Here is a 21357-nt window from a genome sequence, read left to right as displayed (position 1 = left end):
CATTATGCACTAGTGCAATGGAGTTGGCCATGCAGGGGCCCCAGCCGCAGCAGGAAACCGAGACCTCCTACACGCCCACCGAGCGCACCGTCCCCACCCGCGCCCCGCAGCGCGCGTCGTACGACAAGGACCTGGTGCACGCGATACTCGACGAGGCCTACGTCTGCCATCTCGGCTTCGTCCGTGACGGCGCCCCGGTCGTCCTGCCGACGCTCTACGGCCGCGTCGGCGAGGTCCTCTACGTCCACGGCTCCACCGGCTCCCGCCCGCTGCGCACGGCCGGACGGTCCGCACAGGGGCTCCCGGTATGCCTCACGGTCACCCATGTCGACGGCCTGGTGCTGGCCCGCTCCGCCTTCCACCACTCGATCAACTACCGCTCCGTGGTGGTGCACGGCACGGCATACGACGTGACCGACCCGGAGGAGAAGCGGCAGGCGCTCGACGCCCTCGTCGACCATGTCGTACCGGGCCGCGCCGCCGACTCCCGCCCCGCCGACAAGAAGGAACTGGCCGCCACGGCCGTGCTCCGCCTGCGGCTGGACGAGGTCTCCGCCAAGGTGCGCACGGGCGGCGTCAACGACGAGCCCGAGGACCTGTCCCTGCCCCATTGGGCGGGCGTCCTCCCGGTCCGCACGGCCTACGGCACCCCCGAGCCCGCCCCGGAACTGGCCCCCGGCACGGAGGTCCCCGGCTACCTCAAGGCCCTGTGATGCTGATCCACCCCTGGGACGCGCCCCACGACGACACCTGGCAACGGTGGCTCACCACCCACGACTTCGGCCAGCTCGCCGTCAACGGCCCACCCGGCGAACCGCCGTTGGTCCAGCCCCTGCATTTCGCCTACGACGCCGAGCGCGGCGAGGCGGTCACCCACCTGGCCCGCCCCAACCCCCTTTGGTCCGCGATCGAGGCGGCCCCGGACGTCCTGCTGAGCGTGGTCGACGACTACGCGTTCGTCCCCGGCCCCTGGCAGGCGGACCCGGGTACCCCGCCCGAACACGGCGTACCGACAAGCCTGTACGCGGCGGTCCAGCTCCGCTGCCGCGCCCACGTCGTGGACGGCCCGGCGGAGAAGGCGACCCTCCTGAACCGCCAGGTCGGCCACTTCCAGCCGGAGGGCGGCTCGGCGAAGGCCGCGGCCGGCGAGGCCCCGTACGGCAGGCTCCTGCCCGGCATCCGCGGCCTGCGTCTGGAAGTGACCGAGGTGCGGGCGAAGTTCAAGTACGCGGGCAAGCGGTCACAGGCGGTCCGCGACCGCATCGCGGTCGGCCTGGCGGACCGGGGGCGAGCCCGGGACGCGGCAGCCCGGGGGCACGTCCTGAGGGTCGGGCCGACGGGCGGTTGAGCGCGCCGGTGCCCCGGTCGACGGCAGGGGCGCCCCTCGCTCACCTCACGCCGGCACGGTCTCCCCCGGCGCCCTGCGGGCCGCCCGCGCGTCCCGGGCCTCCCCCGCCGCCAGGCCCGCCACCGAACCCAGCATCAGCAGGGTGCCGGTCACCGTGGCCGGCGTGAGCCGCTCGCCCAGCACCGCCACAGCCAGCACAGCCGCGCTGACCGGCTCGAGGAGCATGATCACGGAAACGGTTGCCGACCGTACGACCGCGGCGCCCGCGAAGTAGAGGCCGTAGGCCAGCGCGGTCGGCACGGTCGCGACGTAGGCGAGCAGAAGCAGCAGCGCACCGGGCGCGTCGGTGTGCGGCACCAGCCCTTCCACCGCCGCGAGCGGCAGCAGCACCACGCTGGTGACGGCGAACGCCCCGACGGTCGCGCCGGAGGAGTCGGTGCCGCCGCCCCGCCCCCACCACCGCGTGAGCAGGGTCATCGCGGAGTAGCCGGTGGCGGACAGCAGGGCGAGCAGGACGCCGAGCGGGTCCACTGTCGCGTCCCCGCCGCCGAGGACGAGCACCACGAGCCCGGTGAGCGCGCCCGCGACGGAGGCGAGCCCGCCGCGTCCGAGTCGCTCGCCCATGGTGAGCCGGGCCCCGACGGCGATCAGCACAGGACCGGCGCCGAGGGTGACGACGGTGGCGACGGCGAGTCCGGTCGCCGACACGGCGGCGAAGTAGGCCGTCTGGAACACCGCGAGTCCTACGCCGGTGGCCGTCGCCCGGCCGACCCGGCGGCCCAGCGGCGCCGGAGCGGTAGCCACCCGGGAACGCCGCCCGACCAGCAGGCGCGCCGCGTACAGCACGGCGAGTCCGACGGCGCAGCGCCAGAAGGACAGGGCGATGGGACCCATGTCGCTGGTGCGGTACACCAGCGAGGCCGCGGCGCCCGCGGTGCCCCAGGCGGCGCCGGCGACGACGAGGTAGATCAGGCCACGCCCGACGGGCAGGTTGGAGACGTTGTTCGACACGTGTTCTCTCTCCGCAGAGGCGCGCACCACGCGTCGGCGTGGGCGCGGAAGTTCGGAAGGGAGCCCGGCTCAGGCCCCACAGGGGCCGGATCGGGGTCCGGGGACCTCGTCTGCGGGCAGCACCGCGAGGCCCGGCTCGCTGCCGGGCGCAGGCGCCGGAGGGCCCGCCTCAGGCGGCCGGAGGCGGAAGAACACGTGCGTGCGTATGCATGATCAGCACCTTAGGCGGTGGTTCCGGGGGCGGACAACTCCCGTTCGGGACCGCCGCTCGCGACGGGTTCCTCGGGGGTCTTCGCGGGGGCGGAGGACTGGGCGATGAGGGCGCCGGCGAGGACGACCACGCCGCCGGCGATCTGCGGCGCCGACAGGTGCTCGCCGAGCAGCACCCAGGCGAGGACGGTCGCGATGACCGCCTCCAGACAGGCGACGACGCCCGCCACCTGCGGCGAGAGCCGGCGGACCGAGAGCACGCCGGTGACGTACGCGGCGACCGTGGCGACGAGCACGATCCACCCCAGCAGCAGGAACGCGGCGACGGGCGTGCCGTCCATCGCGGCGGTGCCGGTGAGCACGGACCAGTCCATGGACCAGGGCCGCGCCACCACGGTGAGCACGGCTGCGCCGATCAGCAGTCCGTACGCGATGACGCCGAGCGGGTCGGGGGACTCCTCGCTGTCGCTGCCCTGGTCGGAGAGGACGAAGTAGCCGACCTGGCAGCACGCTGCGCCGAGCGCGAGGGCGAGTCCGAGGGCGTCGAAGCCGAGCCCCGCCCACACCTCGACGACGCAGGCGAGGCCGCCCACGGCGAGCACCACGCCGACGGCGGCGGCACGCGTCACCGGTCGCCGCTGCACGAACCGCACCCAGCCGAGGACGAGAGCGGGCGCGAGGTACTCGACGAGCAGCGCGACGCCGACGGGGATGCGGGAGATGGCGGCGAAGTAGCACGCCTGGACACCGGCCACGGCGAAAAGACCGAACCCGGCGAGCAGCGCGGGCCGACGCCTGAGCAGCGCGCGGTGGCGCACGGCGAGCGGCAGCATCACGAGGGCCGCGCCCGCCACCCGCAGCCAGACGACGTGCAGCGGGTCCAGGCCGGCCTCGATCAACGGCTTGGCGGCGACACCGGACCCGCCGAAGGCCACGGCGGACACCAGCGCGAGGGTGAGCCCCATGCCCTTGGGGTGAGTCATGAACACCGCCACATGATGCCACCCCGAGACAGCACCGTCACCCCCGAAGACACCTGACGGAAACCCCCTCCGGGGCGCGGGGAACTGCGCAAAGGGGGGTCCGGGGGCGAAGCCCCCCGAGGGACGGGAAGGGAAGGGGCGGAGGGGGCGAAACCCCCCAGACCTCACCCCCTAACCCGCCGCACTCCCCTCCAACCGCCCCACCAACTCCCCCGGCTCCACCCCGACCCGCCGCACCACCTCAACGGCCCGCGCCCGCGGATCGGACACCAGCGCGGCAAGCAAATCGGTCCCCCGGACGCGGACGCCACCACCACCCCGCCGACCGGCCCGCTCCCGCGCCCGCGCCACACACACCGCCGCCAACGGCGAGAACCCGGTCACCCCCTCCACGACCGGCAGCCCACCCGAGTCCTCGACGCTCCCCTGCCACTTCAGCCCGTACCCGATGCTCCGCTGCACCAGGTACCCGAGCAGCCGCGCCGCCGTGGCCCCGTCGCCGAAGGCGGCCCGCACCTCGGGGTCGGACTCGAGGAGGGAATGCAGCAGATGGGCGGTGTCGATGTGCCGGTCGCCGCCCCGGACGACCCTGCGCCGGGCGCCGGCCACGACCTCCGCCAGTTCCGCGCCGAGCCCGGCGTCGTCGTCCGCGCCGCGGGCGGCCTGCGCCTGGGGCCACTGGGCCTGCTGCCGGGGGATACGGGATCGCACATCCCCCACCTCATCAGCCCCGGGAGCCCGGCACATCGGCGCCGGGACGCATCTTGGCGTCCCGCAGGAAGTGGACATCGCGTGGCGAAATCTCCTCCCTGGGAACGAGATCAGGGCACGCACGCCCAAGGGGCGCACGCCTCACGACACACGCCCCTCAGCCTCTGCACAGCCGGCGACAGACGCCTCAGTGCTCGTCCGCGAGAATCAGATACAGCTTCTTACGGGCCTCGTTGATGACCGCGAGGGCCTTCTCCCGCTGCTCCTTGTTCCCCGTCTTCCAGACCTGCCCGAAGGCCTCCATCAGGCCGAACCCGGCCTGCCGGATCTCGCTCAGCGCCTCCCAGTCGACCCCGCGCGAGGCCTCCTCCCAGGGCGCCTCGGGGCCGTCCTCGGCGGCCGTGCGGCCGGCCTCGGTGAGGGAGAACAGCTTCTTGCCGCCCTCGGACTCGCTGACGATCAGGCCCTCGTCCTCCAGCAGCTGGAGGGTGGGGTAGACCGAGCCGGGGCTGGGCTTCCACGCCCCGCCGCTGCGCTCGGCGATCTCCTGGATCATCTCGTAGCCGTGCATCGGGCGGTCCTTCAGCAGCGCCAGGATCGACGCGCGGACGTCACCGCGCCGCGCCCTCCCCCTGGGCCCGCCGCGCCCTCGGCCGCCCCAGGGGCCGCCGTGACCGAAGCCGGGGCCCCAGGGTCCGCCGGGACCACCGGGACCACCGGGACCGAACGGGCCGAAGGCCGCACGCAGGCGCTCGAAGTCGCCCCGTCCGCCGCCGCGCGGTCCGCCGTGCCCATGACCGTGTCCGTGCTCATGACCGTAGCCACGCATCGCAACCACTCCATTCCATCGTTGATCTATTGCGATGCTTCAACGATATATCGGAACCGATCGCGCGACAAGCCGCTGTTCCGGCGAGCACCCCCCGAAACCAGGCCGCCTCCCGCGAATTGGCCCGATCCCCGCCCCCCGCCCGCCCTCTACCGTCAGGTCATGCGCATCCGAATCGTCGACGCCTTCTCCGACCGTCCCTTCTCCGGCAACCCGGCCGGAGTGCTGCTGCTCGACGCCTTCCCGGAGGACTCCTGGCTGCAGAACGTCGCCCTGGAGGTCAACCACCCCGAGACTGCCTTCGCCCACCCGCTGCCCGAGGGCGGCGAGGCCGACTGGGCGCTGCGCTGGTTCACGCCCGTCACCGAGGTGGCCATGTGCGGCCACGCCACGCTCGCCGCCGCGCACGTCCTGCACACCACCGGCGCCCACAAGGGCCCGGTGCGGTTCGCCACCCGCAGCGGCGTGCTGGTCGCCGAGACCGCCGAGGACGGCACCGTCACCCTGGACTTCCCCACCGCCCCGCTCACCGCCGTCGACGTGCCCGAGGGCGTCGCGGAAGCCCTCGGCGCGCCCGTCCTGGCGGCGTTCGACACCGGCCCGAACGTCGGCGACCTGCTGGTCGAGCTGGCCGACGAGGGCACCGTGCGTGCCCTGCGTCCCGACCACAAGGCCCTGATGACCTACTCGGAGCGCGGCATCATCGCCACCGCCCGCGCCGAGGACCCGGCGTCCGCGTACGACTTCGTCTCCCGCTGCTTCTTCCCGAACGTCGGCGTCGACGAGGACTCGGTCACCGGCAGCGCGCACACCGCACTCGCCCCGTACTGGTCACAGCGGATCGGCCGCGCCGCCCTCACGGGGCTCCAGGCCTCACCGCGCTCCGGTCTGGTCAGCACCGAGGTGCGCGGCGACCGCACCCTGCTGGGCGGCCGCGCGGTGACGGTCGTCGAGGGCGAGCTGCTGGTCTGAGCCCAGGCATGGCGAAGGGGGCGTACATCAAGGTGTACGCCCCCTTCGCCTCAGCTCACGCCGTCTTCGCCTCAGCTCACGCCGTCGGCAGCCAGCCCACCTTCCCGGCCAGCAGCGCGTACCCGACGAACGCGCCGACGTCGAGCAGCGTGTGCGCCGCCACCAGCGGCCCGACGCGCCCCCAGCGGCGGTACAGGTGGACGAAGACCACGCCCATGACCATGTTGCCGACGAAGCCGCCGATGCCCTGGTACAGGTGGTACGACCCGCGCAGCACCGCGCTGCCCGCCATCGAGGCGGTGGGCGACCAGCCGAGCTGGTCGAGCCGGCGCAGCAGATAGCCGACCACGATCACCTCTTCGAGGATCGAGTTCTGCGCGGCCGACAGGATCAGCACGGGGTACTTCCACCACACCTCGGGCAGCGCCTCCGGCACCACGGTGAGGTTGAAGCCGAGAGCGCGCACGGCCAGGTAGAAGGCGATGCCGCTGCTGCCGATGACCGTGGCGATCGCGGCGCCGCGGCCGAGGTCGGACCAGGGGCGGGTACGGTCGAAGCCGAGGGCGCGCAGTCCGGAGCCCTCGCGCAGCAGCAGGTGGGCGACCAGGGCCACCGGCACCAGCGCGGTGGTGATGCCGAACAGCTGCCAGGCGAGGTCCAGCCAGGGGCGTCCCGGCGCGGCCGAGGCGTTGAGGGTGGCCGCCTGGTCCTTCAGTCCGCCCGGCCGGGTGACCGAACCGATGAAGCTGATCAGCGCCGACACCCCGCTCGCGCCGAGGGACAGCGCGAGGACGAGCAGTGTCTCGTCGCGCAGCGTCCTCCGCGAGAGGGTCCGCTCCGGATACGCATCGGCCCCCGGGCCCGCCGCCTCCGCCTGCACACCTGCCTCCACATCCCCGATCGGTCCGATCAGTATGAAGGCAGTACCTGTGCGGCGGGCCGGGGGCCCGGAGCGCCGGTCCGTCCCTCCTGCGTCCTGGTCAGGCCGTCGTCGGCACCGGGTCCGGCAGCCCGACCGGCCAGGTGTGGACGGGCTCGCCCTGCTTGGTCAGGTCGCGGTAGCGGCGGGTGGTGGCCGCCAGCGCCTCCTCCCGGCCGAGTCCCGCGTCCAGCGCCCGGTGGAAGGTGGCGGCCTGCCAGGACGCGCCGTTCACCCGGAGCCGGCAGCGCTCCTCGATCACCCCGAGGTACCGGTCCCGGTCGGCGGGCTCGATCCCCCACGCGTCCAGTCCGGCCGCGGCGAGCGGCAGCAGCTCCTCCCGCACGAGGGTGACCGCGTCCACCTCGCCCAGGCCGCCGAGGCGTCCTCGCCGGGGCCAGGTGAAGCGGGCGTCGATGCCGTCCTTGCAGGCGGCGTCGAAGTTGGCGGCGGCGGCCTCGAAGGGCAGCCGGCTCCACACCGGGCGGGCGTCCTCGGCGAGCGCGCGGACCACGCCGTAGTAGAAGGCCGCGTTGGCGATCACGTCGGTGACGGTGGGCCCCGCCGGCAGCACGCGGTTCTCCACGCGCAGGTGGGGCACGCCGTCGGCGATGCCGTACACGGGGCGGTTCCAGCGGTAGACCGTGCCGTTGTGCAGGACGAGTTCGGAGAGCGAGGGGACGCCCCCGCGGTCCAGCACCTCGAGCGGGTCCTCCTCGTCGCAGATGGGCAGCAGGGCCGGGAAGTAGCGCAGGTTCTCCTCGAAGAGGTCGAACGCCGAGGTCACCCAGCGCTCACCGAACCAGGTGCGCGGCCGCACACCCTGCGCCTGCAGCTCGGGCGGGCGGGTGTCGGTGGACTGCTGGAACAGCGGCGGCCGGGACTCGCGCCACAGCTCGCGCCCGAACAGGAACGGCGAGTTGGCGCCGACCGCGATCTGCGCGGCGGCGACGACCTGCGCCGCGTTCCACACGTCCGGGAAACGTTCCGGCGTGACCTGGAGGTGCAGCTGCACCGAGGTGCACGCGGCCTCCGGGGCGATCGACTTCGAGGTGCACCTGAGGTGCTCCACGCCGTCGATGTCGAGGGTGAAGTCCTCACCGCGCGCGGCCACGATCTGATCGTTGAGCAGGGCGTAGCGGTCGACGTCGGAGAGGTTGGACGACACGAGGTCGTCGCGGTCGAGCGTCGGCAGGATGCCGATCATCACGATGCCGGCGTCCACCTCCCGGGCCTTGCGGTCGGCGTAGGAGAGCGAGGTGCGCAGTTCCTCGTCCAGCCGGTCGAAAACCCGCCCCCCCAGCCGGTGGGGCGCGATGTTCACTTCGAGATTGAACATCGCGAGTTCCGTTTGGAAGTCCCGGCTCGCGATGCGTTCGAGGACTTGCGCATTCAACATTTTCGGCATGCCGTCGGCGCCCGCGAGATTGAGTTCGATCTCCAGCCCCATGAGGTTCTTGGGGCGGTCGAACCGCTTCTCCGCCAGGAGTCGCTCCAGGCCTGTCAGGCACCTGCGGAGCTTCTCGCGGTAGCGCTGGCGATCGGACAGGTCGAACTGACCCGCCACGACCTTTTCCCCCATCGAAGCGTCCCTCCTCGGATGGCGTACCGAAGATCGGCCGCCGGGGTCCCGGTCCACAAGCAAGGATGCCCCGCGGATGCGATCGATAACGCCCCGGATCCGTGTGGCGCCCGCTACTCTGGTCGAGGTGTCCATTGGCACATTCACGGGGCAATACGCGGGAACGCGTATCACGGCGCGGTTGCGAACTCGTGAAAAACGCCGACCGGAATGGGCCGACCGCTCGGCGGTCATTGCCCGAGGTCAGTGCGGTGAACCCTTTGAGAAATCGCCATCTTTTTCGCATATCGCCGACCGGAAATACCCTTGCCGGAGCCGCCGGGGAGAGCTAGACGAAACATAGTCTCAACCCGTGTCGTATAAACTCCCTTCACAAGGCAGAACCAGGTTGGCGCCCGCGGTCGAGTGATCCAGCCGTGAGACGGCGTGCGGCTCTCCTCACCCCCGTCTCCCGCCCAGACCCTCCGGACCCCCGCCTCTCTGACCTTCGCGAGCTGACAGCGCCGTCCGCACCGCCACGCCCCGCCCTCGCGCCACTGTGCCTTCGAATGAGAGGCGACCCACCATGCCGCTGCACGTACCCCCGGCTCCCGCGCCCGCACTGCGTTCCGTCCTGACCGCGCTCTCGTCGCCGACCGCCGTGCGCGACGCCCGAACTCCCTCCCTGCTCCGCGCACAAGGGCCCGCCTCGGCCGAACTCCCGCTGCCCGTGCATGTCCTCGACCGGGTCACCGCCGACGGGGAGACCTCGACGACGCTCGCCGGGTGGCGCTTCCTGATCCGCACCGGCGACCGCCCGGTGGCCGCCGCCGACACCGTGCTCACCGCGGACGGCTGGGCCTTCTCCCGCTTCTTCGAGGGCCCGTACATCGCGTCCACCGAACTGGCCCTGCGCCAGGCGGAGACCATGACGCAGCCGTACCAGCCGCGCCTGCTGTCGGTGCCCGGCCTCTACATGCTGGCGCTCTGGCTGCACGGCGACACCGAGGCGGACGGCGCCGCCGGTGTCCCGGCCCCCACGGATCTGCTGGTGCCGCTCGCGCCCGCCCCGCCCGGCATCGCCGCCCACCGGCCGCACCAGGTCACCGATCTGCTCCCGGTGCTCACCCACCGCGTGACGCCCACCCGGCTGCTCGGCTCACCCGCCTGAGCCACCCGCTTCCGCACCCCGTCGCCCCCACCCGGGCGGCGGGGTGCGCGCATCGGGTGACAGGGCGTACGGATGTGCGGACTAGTCACCTCCGGCCACTGCGAACCACCCGAAAGGACAGAGCAGTTGGGATGAACCGTCCGCGTGGGTGACGCGTCATGAACCTGTGAGGAGCGGTGCCGCGAAATGCCTGCGGATCCTCGTCCGTGGGGCAACACTGGATCCCGACCGACTCATCACCACGGGGGGCGGCCATGAACGACGATTCACGCCGCGCAACTGACACGACAGCCCACACACAGGTCATCACAGAGCGAAAGAACCCACCCATGTGCCAGCACCAGCCACCGTGCCCCTCAGCCGACTCCGCCGACCGGGAATCCGCCCGTCTCGTGGCGCACCACCCGGAGCAGGGCTGGAGCCTGCTGTGCAACGGTGTCGTGCTCTTCGAGGACACCGGTGAACTCCTGCCCGACGGCAGGATCATCGCCCCGCAGCGGTCCCGGGACGTCACGCTGACGTCCGCCTGAGCGCGACCGGGCGGGACGGGGCCGCCCGGGGAATCACAGGGGCCGGACCGCGGGGCGACGCCTCCGCGACCCGGCCCCGAAGCGTGTGCACTGCTCCTCACCCACCGTGGCCCGGCGGAAGGGCACGGTGACCGCCGCCAGGCGAGGCCCGCGGTGTGACCGGTGCCGCCTTTCCCCATGCGCCCGCTTTCCGGAAGACTTCTGGAAGTTTCGCGGGATCCCGTCTCGGAGGAGGGGCAAGTGGCAGCACAGGAGGCCGACGCCGGGAGCAGGGTCACCATCACCGAGATCGCCCGGCAGGCCGGGGTCTCCGTGCCGACCGTCTCCCGCGTGGTCAACGGCCGCTCCGACGTCTCCCCGCAGACCCGCGCCCGCGTCGAGGACCTGCTGCGCCGCCACGGCTACCGCCGGCGCCCCGCCTCGTCCCCCACCCGGCCCGCCCTGCTCGACCTGGTCTTCAACCAACTCGGCAGCCCCTGGGCCGTGGAGATCATCCGTGGCGTCGAGGAGGAGGCCCACACCGCCGGCGTGGGCACCGTGGTGTCGGCGATCCACGGGCGTTCCGGCGACGCCCGCGAGTGGGTCCGCGGCCTGCGGGCGCGCGCCTCGGACGGCGTCATCCTCGTCACCTCCGCCCTGTCCTCCCTCCACGAGGAGTTGAGCGTCCTGGGCGTACCCCTGGCCGTCGTGGACCCGGACGGCTCCCCCGGCCTGGACGTCCCCACCATCGGCGCCGCCAACTGGTCCGGAGGCCTCGCCGCCACCCAGCATCTGCTGTCCCTCGGGCACCGCAGGATCGGTCTGATCGCCGGCCCGCCCCGCCTGCTCTGTTCCCGCGCCCGCCTCGACGGCTACCGCGCCGCGCTGGAGGGAGCGGGCGTCACCCCCGACGAGGCACTCGTCGTGCCCGGCGACTTCCGCCCCGAGGCCGGCTACGCGGGCTGCCACGCCCTGCTCGACCTGCCCGAGCCGCCCACCGCGGTCTTCGCCGCCAGCGACCAGATGGCGCTCGGGGCCATCGAGGCGCTGCGCGGCCGGGGACTGCGGGTGCCGCAGGACATGAGCGTCGTCGGCTTCGACGACCTCCCGGAGGTGCGCTGGTCGGCCCCGCCGCTCACCACGGTCCGCCAGCCCCTCGCCGACATGGGCGCCCTCGCCGTCCGCACGGTGCTCCGCCTCACCCGCGGCGAACAGCCGGACTCGCCCCGTGTGGAGCTCGGCACCGACCTGGTGGTGCGGGCGAGCACGGCGCCGCCCGCGTCGTAGCCGGCACGCCCCGGCGGGCGCGGCACCCTATCGTGACCGGCATGCAGTCCTACACGATCGGTCAGGCAGCGCGGCTGCTCGGCGTCAGCCCGGACACCGCACGCCGCTGGGCGGACGCGGGACGCCTCACCACCCACCGCGACGACGCCGGACGCCGGGTGGTCGACGGCCGCGACCTGGCGGCGTTCTCCGTCGAACTGGCCAAGGCGGCCACGCCCGAGGAGGACACCCCGTACACCTCGGCCCGCAACGCGTTCCCCGGCATCGTCACGGCGATCAAACTCGGCGACGTCGCCGCCCAGGTGGAGATCCAGGCGGGCCCGCACCGCCTGGTCTCCCTGCTGACACGGGAGGCGGTCGAGGAACTGGGCCTGGAGGTCGGGGTCGAGGCGACGGCCCGGGTGAAGTCGACAAACGTTCATATCGACCGGACGTGAGGGTGCTCTTCATAGAAGCGCACATGCAAGGCTGAGTCTTCGTGAAACCTCGCTCACACGAAGAGACAGGTGCACTGTGCCTCGCAGATGCGCCATGATGAGGAGGCGCGGGGTGAGCGTCCCCGCGGACGCCCGCCGATGTCAGGGAGTGCCTTCGCATGATCCGTTCCGCCCGCCTCACCGTCGGCACGGCCGCCCTCGCGTTCCTCACCGCTCTCGGGCTCACCGCCTGTTCCTCGTCGTCCTCCTCGTCGGAGAGCGGCACCGTGACCGTGTTCGCCGCGGCCTCGCTGAAGGAGAGCTTCACGGAGCTGGGCGAGCTGTTCGAGAAGGAACACCCGGGCACCGAGGTGACCTTCAACTTCAACGGCAGCGACTCCCTGGCCGCCGGCATCGTGGGCGGCGCCCCCGCCGACGTCTTCGCCGCCGCCAACACGTCCACGATGGCGCGCGTGACGGACGAGAAGCTCACGGCGGGCGATCCCGTCACCTTCGCGCGCAACCGCCTGACCATCGCCACCGCCCCCGGCAACCCGCACGGCATCGACTCGCTGAAGGACCTGACCGCGCCTCGTCTGAAGGTCGTGCTCTGCGACGTGCGCGTGCCGTGCGGCAGCGCCGCCCTGAAGGCCCTCTCAGCGGCCGGGGCCGACGTCACGCCCGACTCCTACGAACAGGACGTGAAGAGCGCCCTCACCAAGGTGCAGCTCAACGAGGCGGACGCCGCCGTCGTGTACCGCACGGATGTGAGGGCGGCCGGTGACAAGGTGGACGGCGTGGATTTCCCGGAGGCCGCGCAGGCCGTCAACGACTATCCGATCGCCCGGCTCGAGAACGCCCCCAACGCCTCGGCCGCGGACGACTTCGTCGCGCTCGTGACGTCGGCGGAGGGGCGGAAGGCGCTCGCGAAGGCCGGTTTCCTCGCGCCGTGACCAGCACCGCCCAGGACGCCCCTCGCAAGGCCCGTCGCCCCCGCGCGCCCGGCCGCCGTGTCCCGCTCGCCCTCCTCGCGCCCGCCCTGATCGGCCTGGCGTTCCTTCTCGTACCCCTGCTGGCCCTCGTCGTACGGGCGCCCTGGAGCGACCTGCCCGAGCAGCTGACCAGCCCGGCCGTGTGGGACGCGCTGCGTCTGTCGCTGATCTGCGCGACCACGGCGACCGCGCTGAGCCTGGTGGTCGGGGTGCCGCTGGCCTGGCTGCTGGCCCGCACCGACTTCCCCGGGCGGAGTCTGGTGCGCGCCCTGGTGACGCTGCCGCTGGTGCTGCCGCCGGTGGTGGGCGGTGTCGCCCTGCTGCTGGCGCTGGGCCGCAACGGCATCGTGGGGCAATGGCTGGACGAGTGGTTCGGGATCACCCTGCCGTTCACCACCGCCGGGGTCGTGCTCGCCGAGACCTTCGTCGCGCTGCCGTTCCTGGTGATCAGCGTCGAGGGCACGCTGCGTGCCGCCGACCCGCGGTTCGAGGAGGCGGCCGCCACCCTCGGCGCGTCCCGCTTCACCGCGTTCCGCCGGGTCACCCTGCCGCTGATCGCCCCGGGCGTCGCGGCGGGCGCCGTGCTGGCCTGGGCCCGCGCGCTGGGCGAGTTCGGCGCGACGATCACCTTCGCCGGGAACTTCCCGGGCCGCACCCAGACCATGCCGCTCGCGGTCTACCTCGCCCTGCAGAACGACCCGGCCGCCGCGATCGCCCTCAGCCTCGTGCTGCTCGCGGTGTCGGTGGCCGTGCTGGCGGGGCTGCGGGACCGCTGGACGAGGGCGGTCTGACGCATGACGGCACACCCCTCATCGCAGGGCCTGGACGCGCACCTCGTCGTCGAGCGCGGCTCGTTCCGCCTCGACGTCGCGCTTTCGGCCGCGCCCGGTGACGTGGTCGCCCTGCTCGGGCCGAACGGGGCGGGCAAGACCACCGCCCTCCGGGCCCTCGCCGGGCTCTCCCCCCTCACCGGCGGCCATCTGCGCCTGGACGGCACGGACCTCGCCCGCACCCCGCCGGAGTCGCGTCCGGTGGGCGTCGTCTTCCAGGACTACCTGCTCTTCCCGCACCTCACCGCCCTCGACAACGTGGCGTTCGGCCCGCGCTGCCGGGGCACCGGCAAGAGCGAGGCCCGCGCGCGGGCCGCCGCGTGGCTGGAGCGGATGGGCCTGGCCGAGCATCTGGGCGCCAGGCCCAAGCGGCTCTCCGGCGGCCAGGCCCAGCGTGTGGCGCTCGCCCGCGCCCTGGCCACCGACCCGCGTCTGCTGCTCCTGGACGAGCCCCTCGCCGCCCTCGACGCCCGCACCCGGCTCGAGGTCCGGGCGCAACTGCGCCGCCACCTGGCCGACTTCGAGGCCGTCGCCGTCCTGGTGACGCACGATCCCCTGGACGCGATGGTGCTGGCCGACCGCCTGGTCGTCGTGGAGCGCGGCCGCGTGGTGCAGGAAGGCGCCCCCGCGGACATCGCCCGCCACCCGCGCACCGAGTACATCGCGCAGCTCGTCGGGCTGAACCTCTACCGCGGCCGGGCGGACGGCCACACCGTACGGCTCGACGCGGGGCCGGAGGTGAGCACCACGGAGGACTTGTCGGGGCCCGCGTTCGTCGCGTTCCCGCCGGGCGCGGTCACCCTGTACCGGAACCGGCCCACCGGCTCGAGCGCGCGCAATCTGTGGCGCTGCGAGGTGGCGGGGCTGGAGAGCCACGGCGACCAGATCCGCGTGGAGCTGACCGGCGAACTGCCCCTGGCCGCCGACCTCACCGCCGTCGCCGTGGCCGAACTGGGCCTGCACCCGGGCGCACCGGTCTGGGCGGCGGTGAAGGCCACGCAGACGCACGCCTACCCGGCCTGACGCGGCCCGTACGACGCGGAGGGGCCCCGCCCGGGCGAACCGGGCGGGGCCCCTTCACGGGCATGCGGATCAGTCCTCGTACGCGTCCGGCGGCGGGCAGGAGCAGACCAGGTTGCGGTCGCCGTAGGCCTGGTCGATGCGGCGCACCGGCGGCCAGTACTTGTCGGCGGCGTTCACCTCGCCCGGGAACACGGCCTCCTCGCGGGTGTAGGCGTGCTCCCACTCCCCGCCCAGCACCGTCGCCGTGTGCGGGGCGTTGCGCAGCGGGTTGTCGTCCGCGGGCCACTCGCCGGAGCCGACCTTCTCGATCTCGGCGCGGATGGCGATCATCGCCTCGCAGAACCGGTCGAGCTCGGTGAGGTCCTCGGACTCGGTGGGCTCGATCATCAGCGTGCCGGCCACCGGGAAGGACATGGTCGGCGCGTGGAAGCCGTAGTCGATGAGGCGCTTGGCCACGTCGTCGACGGTCACGCCGGTCGCCTTGGTGAGCGGGCGCAGGTCGATGATGCACTCGTGCGCGACGAGGCCGCCGGGGCCGGTGTAGAGCACGGGGTAGTGCGGCTCGAGGCGCTTGGCGATGTAGTTGGCGCTGAGCACGGCCACCTGCGTGGCGCGCTTCAGGCCCTCGCCGCCCATGAGGCGGACGTACGCCCAGGAGATGGGCAGGATACCCGCCGAGCCCCACGGGGCGGCCGAGATGGGCCCCACGCCCGTCTCCGGGCCGGCCTCGGGCTGCAGCGGGTGGTTCGGCAGGTACGGGGCGAGGTGGGCGCGGACGCCGACCGGGCCGACGCCGGGGCCGCCGCCGCCGTGCGGGATGCAGAACGTCTTGTGCAGGTTCAGGTGAGAGACGTCGCCGCCGAAGTGGCCCGGCTTGGCGAGGCCGACCAGGGCGTTGAGGTTGGCGCCGTCGACGTAGACCTGGCCGCCGGCCTCGTGCACCTGGGCGCAGATGTCGGCGACGTGCTCCTCGAAGACGCCGTGCGTCGACGGGTAGGTGATCATCAGCACGGCCAGCTCGTCGCGGTGCTGCTCGATCTTGGCGCGCAGGTCGTCGACGTCGACCTCGCCGTTCTCGGCGGTCCTGACGACGACGACCTTCATTCCGGCCATCACGGCGGACGCGGCGTTGGTGCCGTGCGCGGAGGACGGGATGAGGCAGACGGTGCGCTGCTCGTCGCCGTTGGCGCGGTGGTAGCCGCGGACGGCGAGCAGTCCGGCCAGCTCTCCCTGGGAGCCGGCGTTGGGCTGGAGGGACACCTTGTCGTAGCCGGTGACCTCGGCGAGACGTTCCTCCAGCTCGCGGATGAGCGTGAGGTAGCCCTCGGCCTGCTCGGCCGGGACGAACGGGTGCAGCTGGCCGAACTCGGGCCAGGTGACCGGCTCCATCTCGGTGGTCGCGTTGAGCTTCATGGTGCAGGAGCCCAGCGGGATCATGCCGCGGTCCAGCGCGTAGTCGCGGTCGGCGAGGCGGCGCAGGTAGCGCAGCATGGCCGTCTCGGAGCGGTGCTGGTGGAAGACGGGGTGGGTGAGGAAGTCGTCGGTGCGCAGCAGCGCGTCCGGCAGGGCGTCCCCGGCGGAGGCGTCCAGGGCCTCGACGTCGGCCTCGACGCCGAAGGCGCGCCACACGGCGGCGAGCTGGTCGCGGGTGGTGGTCTCGTCGCAGGCGACGGAGACGGTGTCGGCGTCGACGAGGCGCAGGTTGACGCCGTTGTCGCGGGCGGCGGCGACGACCTCGGCGGCCCGGCCCGCGACGCGCACGGTGAGGGTGTCGAACCAGGAGCCGTGGACGACCTCGGCGCCGCCTGCGCGCAGGCCCTCGGCGAGGATCGCGGCGTAGCGGTGGGTGCGGCGGGCGATGGTCCGCAGGCCCTCGGGGCCGTGGAAGACGGCGTACATGCCGGCCATGACGGCGAGCAGCACCTGGGCGGTGCAGATGTTGCTGGTGGCCTTCTCGCGGCGGATGTGCTGCTCACGCGTCTGCAGGGCCAGACGGTAGGCCTTGTTGCCGTCGGCGTCGACGGAGACGCCGACGAGGCGGCCGGGCAGGCTGCGGGCCATCTTGTCCTGGACGGCCATGTAGCCGGCGTGCGGACCGCCGAACCCCATGGGGACGCCGAAGCGCTGCGTGGTGCCCACCGCGATGTCCGCGCCCAGCTCCCCGGGGGACTTCAGCAGGGTGAGGGCGAGCAGGTCGGCGGCGACGGTGACGAGCGCGCCGCGCTCGTGCGCCTGGTCGATCACCGGCTTGATGTCCCGGACGGCGCCGGACGCGCCCGGGTACTGGATCAGGACGCCGTTGATCTCACGGCCGTCGAGCTCGGCGGGGATGCCGTCGCTCAGGTCGGCGACGACGACCTCGACGCCGGTCGGCTCGGCGCGGGTCTGGATGACGGCGATCGTCTGCGGGAGGGCGTCCGCGTCGACGAGGAAGAGGCCCTTCTTGTTCTTGCCCATGCGCCGGGACAGCGCCATCGCCTCGGCGGCGGCGGTGCCCTCGTCCAGCAGGGAGGCGCCGGACGTGGGAAGGCCGGTGAGGTCGGCGACCATCGTCTGGAAGTTCAGCAGCGCCTCGAGCCGGCCCTGCGAGATCTCCGGCTGGTACGGCGTGTAGGCCGTGTACCAGGCGGGGTTCTCCATGACGTTGCGCAGGATGACCGGCGGAGTGAAGGTGCCGTGGTAGCCCAGGCCGATCATGGAGCCGAGGACCTGGTTGCGGCCGGCGAGGCCGCGCAGCTCGGCGAGCACCTCGGCCTCGCTGCGGGCGCCGGGCAGGTCCAGCGCGTCGGCGTTCTTGATCACGTCGGGCACGGCGGCGGCGGTCAGCTCGTCGAGCGAGCCGTAGCCCACCTGGGCCAGCATCTTCGCCCGGGCCTCGTGGTCGGGGCCGATGTGGCGCTGCTCGAACGGGATTCCCTGTTCGAGCTCGGAGAGCGGGGTACGGGGGGCAGTCATTGAGGAGGCCTCCTGGTCCGACGACCTTCGAGGGGCACCACGGCGCAGGTGCCCGGACGGCCTCCCCCTCTGTCATCTCGACCTGAGAGCTTCACCGGAACGCCGCTGGCGGTCCGGTTTTCACCGTCGGTGAGAGCGGAAGCCGTCGACACCCGCCCTGCTTTCCAGAGTGACCTCGTCCGTGCGGTACGTGTGCCTGAGAGATTCCGGGGAGGATTTGCTCCTTCGGCGCCTCCGGTGGTGCCTGGAGGACTCTCCCGCACGGGGTCAGCGGCCGTTGCCAGCGTACCAGCGAGGTCAGGACCCCGGCCTTCGAGTGGCCGTTCCGCCGATTGTGCCTTTTTGTAGTGCTATCGGATGAGTTTGCTACGAGTGGAGGGCCCGTGCAGACCGACATCGACCCGCGTCACCTCATCGGCCGCAAGGCGTACGACCGCAACGGCACCCGCATCGGCACGATCGACGAGGTCTACCTCGACGACGCCACCGGCGTGCCGGAGTGGGCGGCGATACGCACCGGCCTGTTCAGCCGGGACGCCTTCGTCCCCCTGGAACCCAGCGAGCTGATCGACGGGGCCCTGCACGTGCCGTTCGAACGGTCCCTCGTCAAGGACGCCCCGGACTTCGGCGTCGGCCGCCACCTGTCGCCCGAGCAGGAGCTCCAGCTGTACCACCACTACGGCCTGGACGTCGGCTCCCCTCCCCCACTCCCGGACAGGGACTTCGGCAAACTGGCGGGCCAGGAGGAACACACCTGACACCACTGGGGGCGGCGGTCTATCGGTCCCTCCTCCCCACGGGCCCGGACCGCCCGCCCGAGCCACGACGTCCGCCTCACACCGCCGGGGACCGGCCCACAGCCCTGTTCCTATGCCCGGCCGCGCGGCCGTGTCGGCCCAGGAGCCGCCGGGCCGCAGCCGACGGGCAAGCCGTGAGCCACACGCCGAGGTGGTCTCCGCCAGTAGGAGCGCGCCTGGCGCCTCACGGCACCGGCGGATCCCGTTGGTCCGGCGGCTCACGGGCCCCGCCCGAACAATCGGGCTTCCGACGGTCGAGACGGAGACAGCGCCTCCGACCAGACCGGTCGCTCCGCCAGGCCGCGCCTGACGGCGAGCCGCCGAGACGCAGCCTGCGGTAAGCCGTCAGCCATGCGCCGAGCGGTCTCCGCCACCTCGGGCGCGTCGAGCCCGCACGGCAGCGGCGGATTCCCACTGGTCCGGGGGCTCACGGGTCCCGCCCGCGCCGTCGGGCTTGCAACGGCCGCGACGGAAGCCGCGGCACCCCCGGCCGGACCGGTTGCTCCGTCAGGCCGCGCCTGACGGCCAGCCGCAGGGGCGCAGCCTGCGGTAAGCCTCGGCCATGGGCCGAGTTGTCTCGCGTGCGCGTCCGGCGTCGCACGGCACCGGCCCGTTCCCTCGGGCACCGCCCGCCCCCTCACGCTTCCAGCGGCCGAGGCGGCTCCGCCTCCCCCGTCCCCATCGGCTCGGGCAACTCCGGTGGTGACTCCACCAGCGGCAGCGGGTCCGTTGCCTCCAGCTCCGGGTCGTCGACGCGGAACGTCTTCACTCGGCCCGGGGCCGAGCCGGGGGTTTCGAAGCGGACCGTTACGCGGCCCAGGCCGCTGCCCTGCACCCACCCGTGCCCGTACTCCGTGTGCCGGACGTCGTGGCCGGCGGGCCAGCGCCGCTCCGCCGGGACCTCCGGGCGCGGCTCGGGCGCCGGCTCGGACTCCGCGCCCTCGGCGACGTCCTCCCCCGCCCCGCCCACCGCCTGGGCGAACAGGTCCTCCTGCGTGTAGTCGGCCAGCCCGCTGACGCCGACGCCGAGCAGCCGTACGCCGCCCGTGGTGTCCACCGAGTCCAGCAGCCGCGCCGCCGCCTCGCGGACGACGGCCGGGTCGTCGGTGGGTCCGCGCAGGGTCTCGGAGCGGGTCAGCGTGGAGAAGTCGTACCGCCGTACCTTCAGCACGATCGTGCGCCCGGACAGCCCCGCGCCCCGCAGCCGCCGCACGCAGCGGTCGGCGAGCCGCTGCACCTCCAGGCCGACCCGCACCCGGTCGTGGATGTCCACGTCGTACGTGTCCTCGACGGACACCGACTTGGTCTCCCGCTCGGCGACGACGGGCCGGTCGTCGCGGGCCAGCGCCATCGCGTACAGCGCGTGCCCGTGTGCCTTGCCCAGCAGCCGCACCAGTTCGTCCTCGCCCGCCTCGGCGATCTCGCCGACCGTGTGGATGCCGGCCCGCCGCAGATGGTCGCCGGTGGCGGGTCCGACACCGGGGAGGGTCCGCACCGGCATCGGTTCGAGCATCGCCCGCTCGGTGCCGGGCTCGATGACGACCAGCCCGTCCGGCTTCGCCTGCTCCGAGGCGATCTTCGCCAGCATCTTGGAGGCGGCCAGCCCCACGGACCCCGTCAGCCCGGTGACCGCGCGGATGTCCGCGCGCAGCTTTGTGCCGACCAGCCGCGCCGACCGCTCGTCCCACGCCCTGCCCCCGGCCTCGAGGTCGACGAACGCCTCGTCGAGGCTGAGCGGCTCCACCAGCGGCGACAGGGCACGCAGCAGCGCCATCACCTGGTCGCTGATCGAGCGGTACAGCGCGAACCGGGGCACCAGATACGCGGCGTTCGGTGCGAGCCGCCGCGCCTGCGACATGGGCATCGCGGAGTGCACACCCAGCACACGCGCCTCGTAGGAGGCGGTGGCGACCACACCACGCGGGCCGAGCCCGCCCACGATCACGGCCTTGCCGCGCAGACTCGGCTTGGACGCCTGCTCCACCGAGGCGTAGAAGGCATCCATGTCGAGATGCAGGATCGTGGGAGCGGATCTCACATCTCCGATGCTGCCCTACGCCACTGACAACGCCCTTGTCGGGCCGGTTCCCGCGCGCCGCCGCTCAGACCGCGCGGTTCCTGCGCCGGGCCAGCTCGTCCATCGGGTTGTGGCCGACCAGGGTCTCCCCCGTGTCGACCCGCTCGCCGTGCAGTTGCGACAGGGCGCTCTCGACGTCCCGCCACACCACGCCCACGGCGATGCCGAAGACGCCCTGGCCGCCCTGGAGCAGGGCGTGGACCTCGTCGGGCGAGGTGCATTCGTAGACCGTGGCGCCGTCGCTCATCAGCGTCATGCGCTCCAGGTCGCTGAAGCCGCGCTCGCGCAGATGCTGGACGGCGGTGCGGATGTTCTGCAGGGACACACCCGTGTCCAGGAACCGCTTCACGATCTTCAGCACGACGACGTCGCGGAAGCTGTACAGCCGCTGCGTCCCCGACCCGTGGGCGGGCCGCACGCTCGGCTCGACCAGTCCCGTGCGCGCCCAGTAGTCGAGCTGGCGGTAGGTGATGCCGGCCGCGGCGCAGGCCGTCGGCCCCCGATAACCGATCTCCTCGGACGCCATGGCCACCGCCCCTCCACCGCTCGGCACAGCCGCCGGCCGCTGCGGAGCGGGATCGATCGCACCGCCGCGCGCGGGATGGCCCCCGCCCGAGCGGAGCGGAGAGCTCTGGGGAGGATACGGCCCGCCCGCCCCGAAAACGCGTCCGGGGGCACCCCCAGCCGTACCGTCGCCGCTGCTTCTCACGCCGACCTCCGTCCTTGACCTGCCTCCCCGACGGTAGGCAGTCACCA

The 21357-nt window shown here is 73.1% G+C and carries 20 protein-coding genes and 1 riboswitch; of the genes, 11 read left to right on the top strand and 9 right to left on the bottom strand.

Features of this window, described 5'->3' with window-relative positions; genetic code table 11:
- Positions 1 to 29 precede the first annotated feature (29 nt).
- Both ACQY0Z_RS19095 and ACQY0Z_RS19090 read left to right on the top strand, forming a co-directional pair.
- The gene (locus tag ACQY0Z_RS19095; RefSeq protein WP_189904969.1) at positions 30 to 713 is read left to right on the top strand and encodes a pyridoxamine 5'-phosphate oxidase family protein; all 684 of its coding nucleotides are present in this window, start codon (positions 30 to 32) and stop codon (positions 711 to 713) included.
- Complete coding sequence (locus ACQY0Z_RS19090; protein WP_189904967.1) at positions 713 to 1348, top strand: FMN-binding negative transcriptional regulator; 636 nt, start codon at positions 713 to 715, stop codon at positions 1346 to 1348. The genes ACQY0Z_RS19095 and ACQY0Z_RS19090 overlap by 1 nt, the downstream gene beginning before the upstream one ends.
- Positions 1349 to 1393: 45 nt before the next feature.
- Here ACQY0Z_RS19090 and ACQY0Z_RS19085 read toward each other — a convergent pair whose 3' ends face one another.
- The 4 genes from ACQY0Z_RS19085 to ACQY0Z_RS19070 form a co-directional block, all read right to left on the bottom strand.
- Entirely contained in the window at positions 1394 to 2359 is a 966-nt protein-coding gene (locus tag ACQY0Z_RS19085) for a DMT family transporter (protein WP_189904965.1), read from the bottom strand.
- A 221-nt stretch (positions 2360 to 2580) separates the two neighbouring features.
- Complete coding sequence (locus ACQY0Z_RS19080; RefSeq protein ID WP_254588319.1) at positions 2581 to 3552, bottom strand: EamA family transporter; 972 nt, start codon at positions 3550 to 3552, stop codon at positions 2581 to 2583.
- A gap of 171 nt (positions 3553 to 3723) precedes the next feature.
- Entirely contained in the window at positions 3724 to 4263 is a 540-nt protein-coding gene (locus ACQY0Z_RS19075) for a Clp protease N-terminal domain-containing protein (protein ID WP_189904961.1), read from the bottom strand.
- Positions 4264 to 4450: 187 nt separating this feature from the next.
- Positions 4451 to 5092, bottom strand: a complete 642-nt coding sequence (locus ACQY0Z_RS19070; RefSeq protein WP_254588550.1) for a PadR family transcriptional regulator — start codon at positions 5090 to 5092, stop codon at positions 4451 to 4453.
- Between the two features lie 162 nt (positions 5093 to 5254).
- Here ACQY0Z_RS19070 and ACQY0Z_RS19065 point away from each other — a divergent pair, with 162 nt between their 5' ends.
- The gene (locus tag ACQY0Z_RS19065; RefSeq protein WP_189904956.1) at positions 5255 to 6064 is read left to right on the top strand and encodes a PhzF family phenazine biosynthesis protein; all 810 of its coding nucleotides are present in this window, start codon (positions 5255 to 5257) and stop codon (positions 6062 to 6064) included.
- A 76-nt stretch (positions 6065 to 6140) separates the two neighbouring features.
- On the opposite strand, the gene ACQY0Z_RS19060 is transcribed toward ACQY0Z_RS19065, so the two are convergent.
- Positions 6141 to 6944: a CPBP family intramembrane glutamic endopeptidase gene (locus ACQY0Z_RS19060; RefSeq protein WP_254588551.1), complete on the bottom strand. Its 804-nt coding sequence runs from the start codon at positions 6942 to 6944 to the stop codon at positions 6141 to 6143.
- 100 nt (positions 6945 to 7044) lie between these two features.
- A complete protein-coding gene (locus ACQY0Z_RS19055; RefSeq protein WP_189904952.1) occupies positions 7045 to 8565 on the bottom strand; it encodes a glutamate-cysteine ligase family protein in 1521 nt (506 codons plus the stop codon).
- Positions 8566 to 9130: 565 nt separating this feature from the next.
- Here ACQY0Z_RS19055 and ACQY0Z_RS19050 point away from each other — a divergent pair.
- The 7 genes from ACQY0Z_RS19050 (at position 9131) to ACQY0Z_RS19020 (ending at position 14772) form a co-directional block, all read left to right on the top strand.
- Positions 9131 to 9715 (top strand): hypothetical protein, encoded by a 585-nt coding sequence (locus ACQY0Z_RS19050; protein WP_189904950.1) that lies wholly within the window; start codon positions 9131 to 9133, stop codon positions 9713 to 9715.
- Positions 9716 to 10044: 329 nt separating this feature from the next.
- Positions 10045 to 10245 carry a DUF5999 family protein gene (locus ACQY0Z_RS19045; RefSeq protein WP_026244008.1) on the top strand — a complete coding sequence of 67 codons (201 nt, stop codon included), beginning with the start codon at positions 10045 to 10047 and terminating at the stop codon, positions 10243 to 10245.
- A gap of 240 nt (positions 10246 to 10485) precedes the next feature.
- Entirely contained in the window at positions 10486 to 11511 is a 1026-nt protein-coding gene (locus ACQY0Z_RS19040; RefSeq protein ID WP_439812567.1) for a LacI family DNA-binding transcriptional regulator, read from the top strand.
- A gap of 41 nt (positions 11512 to 11552) precedes the next feature.
- The gene (locus ACQY0Z_RS19035; RefSeq protein ID WP_189904946.1) at positions 11553 to 11948 is read left to right on the top strand and encodes a TOBE domain-containing protein; all 396 of its coding nucleotides are present in this window, start codon (positions 11553 to 11555) and stop codon (positions 11946 to 11948) included.
- 158 nt (positions 11949 to 12106) lie between these two features.
- Entirely contained in the window at positions 12107 to 12880 is a 774-nt protein-coding gene (gene modA / locus ACQY0Z_RS19030; protein ID WP_254587665.1) for a molybdate ABC transporter substrate-binding protein, read from the top strand.
- Positions 12877 to 13710: a molybdate ABC transporter permease subunit gene (gene modB / locus ACQY0Z_RS19025; protein ID WP_189904942.1), complete on the top strand. Its 834-nt coding sequence runs from the start codon at positions 12877 to 12879 to the stop codon at positions 13708 to 13710. Before modA ends, modB begins: the two co-directional genes overlap by 4 nt.
- 3 nt (positions 13711 to 13713) lie before the next feature.
- Positions 13714 to 14772 (top strand): ABC transporter ATP-binding protein, encoded by a 1059-nt coding sequence (locus ACQY0Z_RS19020; RefSeq protein WP_189904932.1) that lies wholly within the window; start codon positions 13714 to 13716, stop codon positions 14770 to 14772.
- Positions 14773 to 14841: 69 nt separating this feature from the next.
- On the opposite strand, the gene gcvP is transcribed toward ACQY0Z_RS19020, so the two are convergent.
- The gene (gene gcvP / locus ACQY0Z_RS19015) at positions 14842 to 17727 is read right to left on the bottom strand and encodes an aminomethyl-transferring glycine dehydrogenase (RefSeq protein WP_254587664.1); all 2886 of its coding nucleotides are present in this window, start codon (positions 17725 to 17727) and stop codon (positions 14842 to 14844) included.
- Between the two features lie 174 nt (positions 17728 to 17901).
- Positions 17902 to 17997: riboswitch (glycine riboswitch) on the bottom strand.
- A gap of 113 nt (positions 17998 to 18110) precedes the next feature.
- Here gcvP and ACQY0Z_RS19010 point away from each other — a divergent pair.
- Positions 18111 to 18485 (top strand): PRC-barrel domain-containing protein, encoded by a 375-nt coding sequence (locus tag ACQY0Z_RS19010; protein ID WP_189904927.1) that lies wholly within the window; start codon positions 18111 to 18113, stop codon positions 18483 to 18485.
- A gap of 676 nt (positions 18486 to 19161) precedes the next feature.
- Here ACQY0Z_RS19010 and ACQY0Z_RS19005 read toward each other — a convergent pair.
- Positions 19162 to 20562, bottom strand: coding sequence for a DNA polymerase IV (locus tag ACQY0Z_RS19005; RefSeq protein WP_189904925.1), 1401 nt, complete (start codon positions 20560 to 20562; stop codon positions 19162 to 19164).
- 64 nt (positions 20563 to 20626) lie between these two features.
- A complete protein-coding gene (locus tag ACQY0Z_RS19000) occupies positions 20627 to 21310 on the bottom strand; it encodes a MerR family transcriptional regulator (RefSeq protein WP_189904924.1) in 684 nt (227 codons plus the stop codon).
- Positions 21311 to 21357: the final 47 nt, after the last annotated feature.

Source organism: Streptomyces sp. P9-2, assembly GCF_051903975.1.
In the GTDB taxonomy this organism is placed as follows: Bacteria; Actinomycetota; Actinomycetes; order Streptomycetales; family Streptomycetaceae; genus Streptomyces; species Streptomyces cellulosae.
Note: the sequence above shows the minus strand (reverse complement) of the source record. Positions and strands in the feature narration are given on the sequence as shown.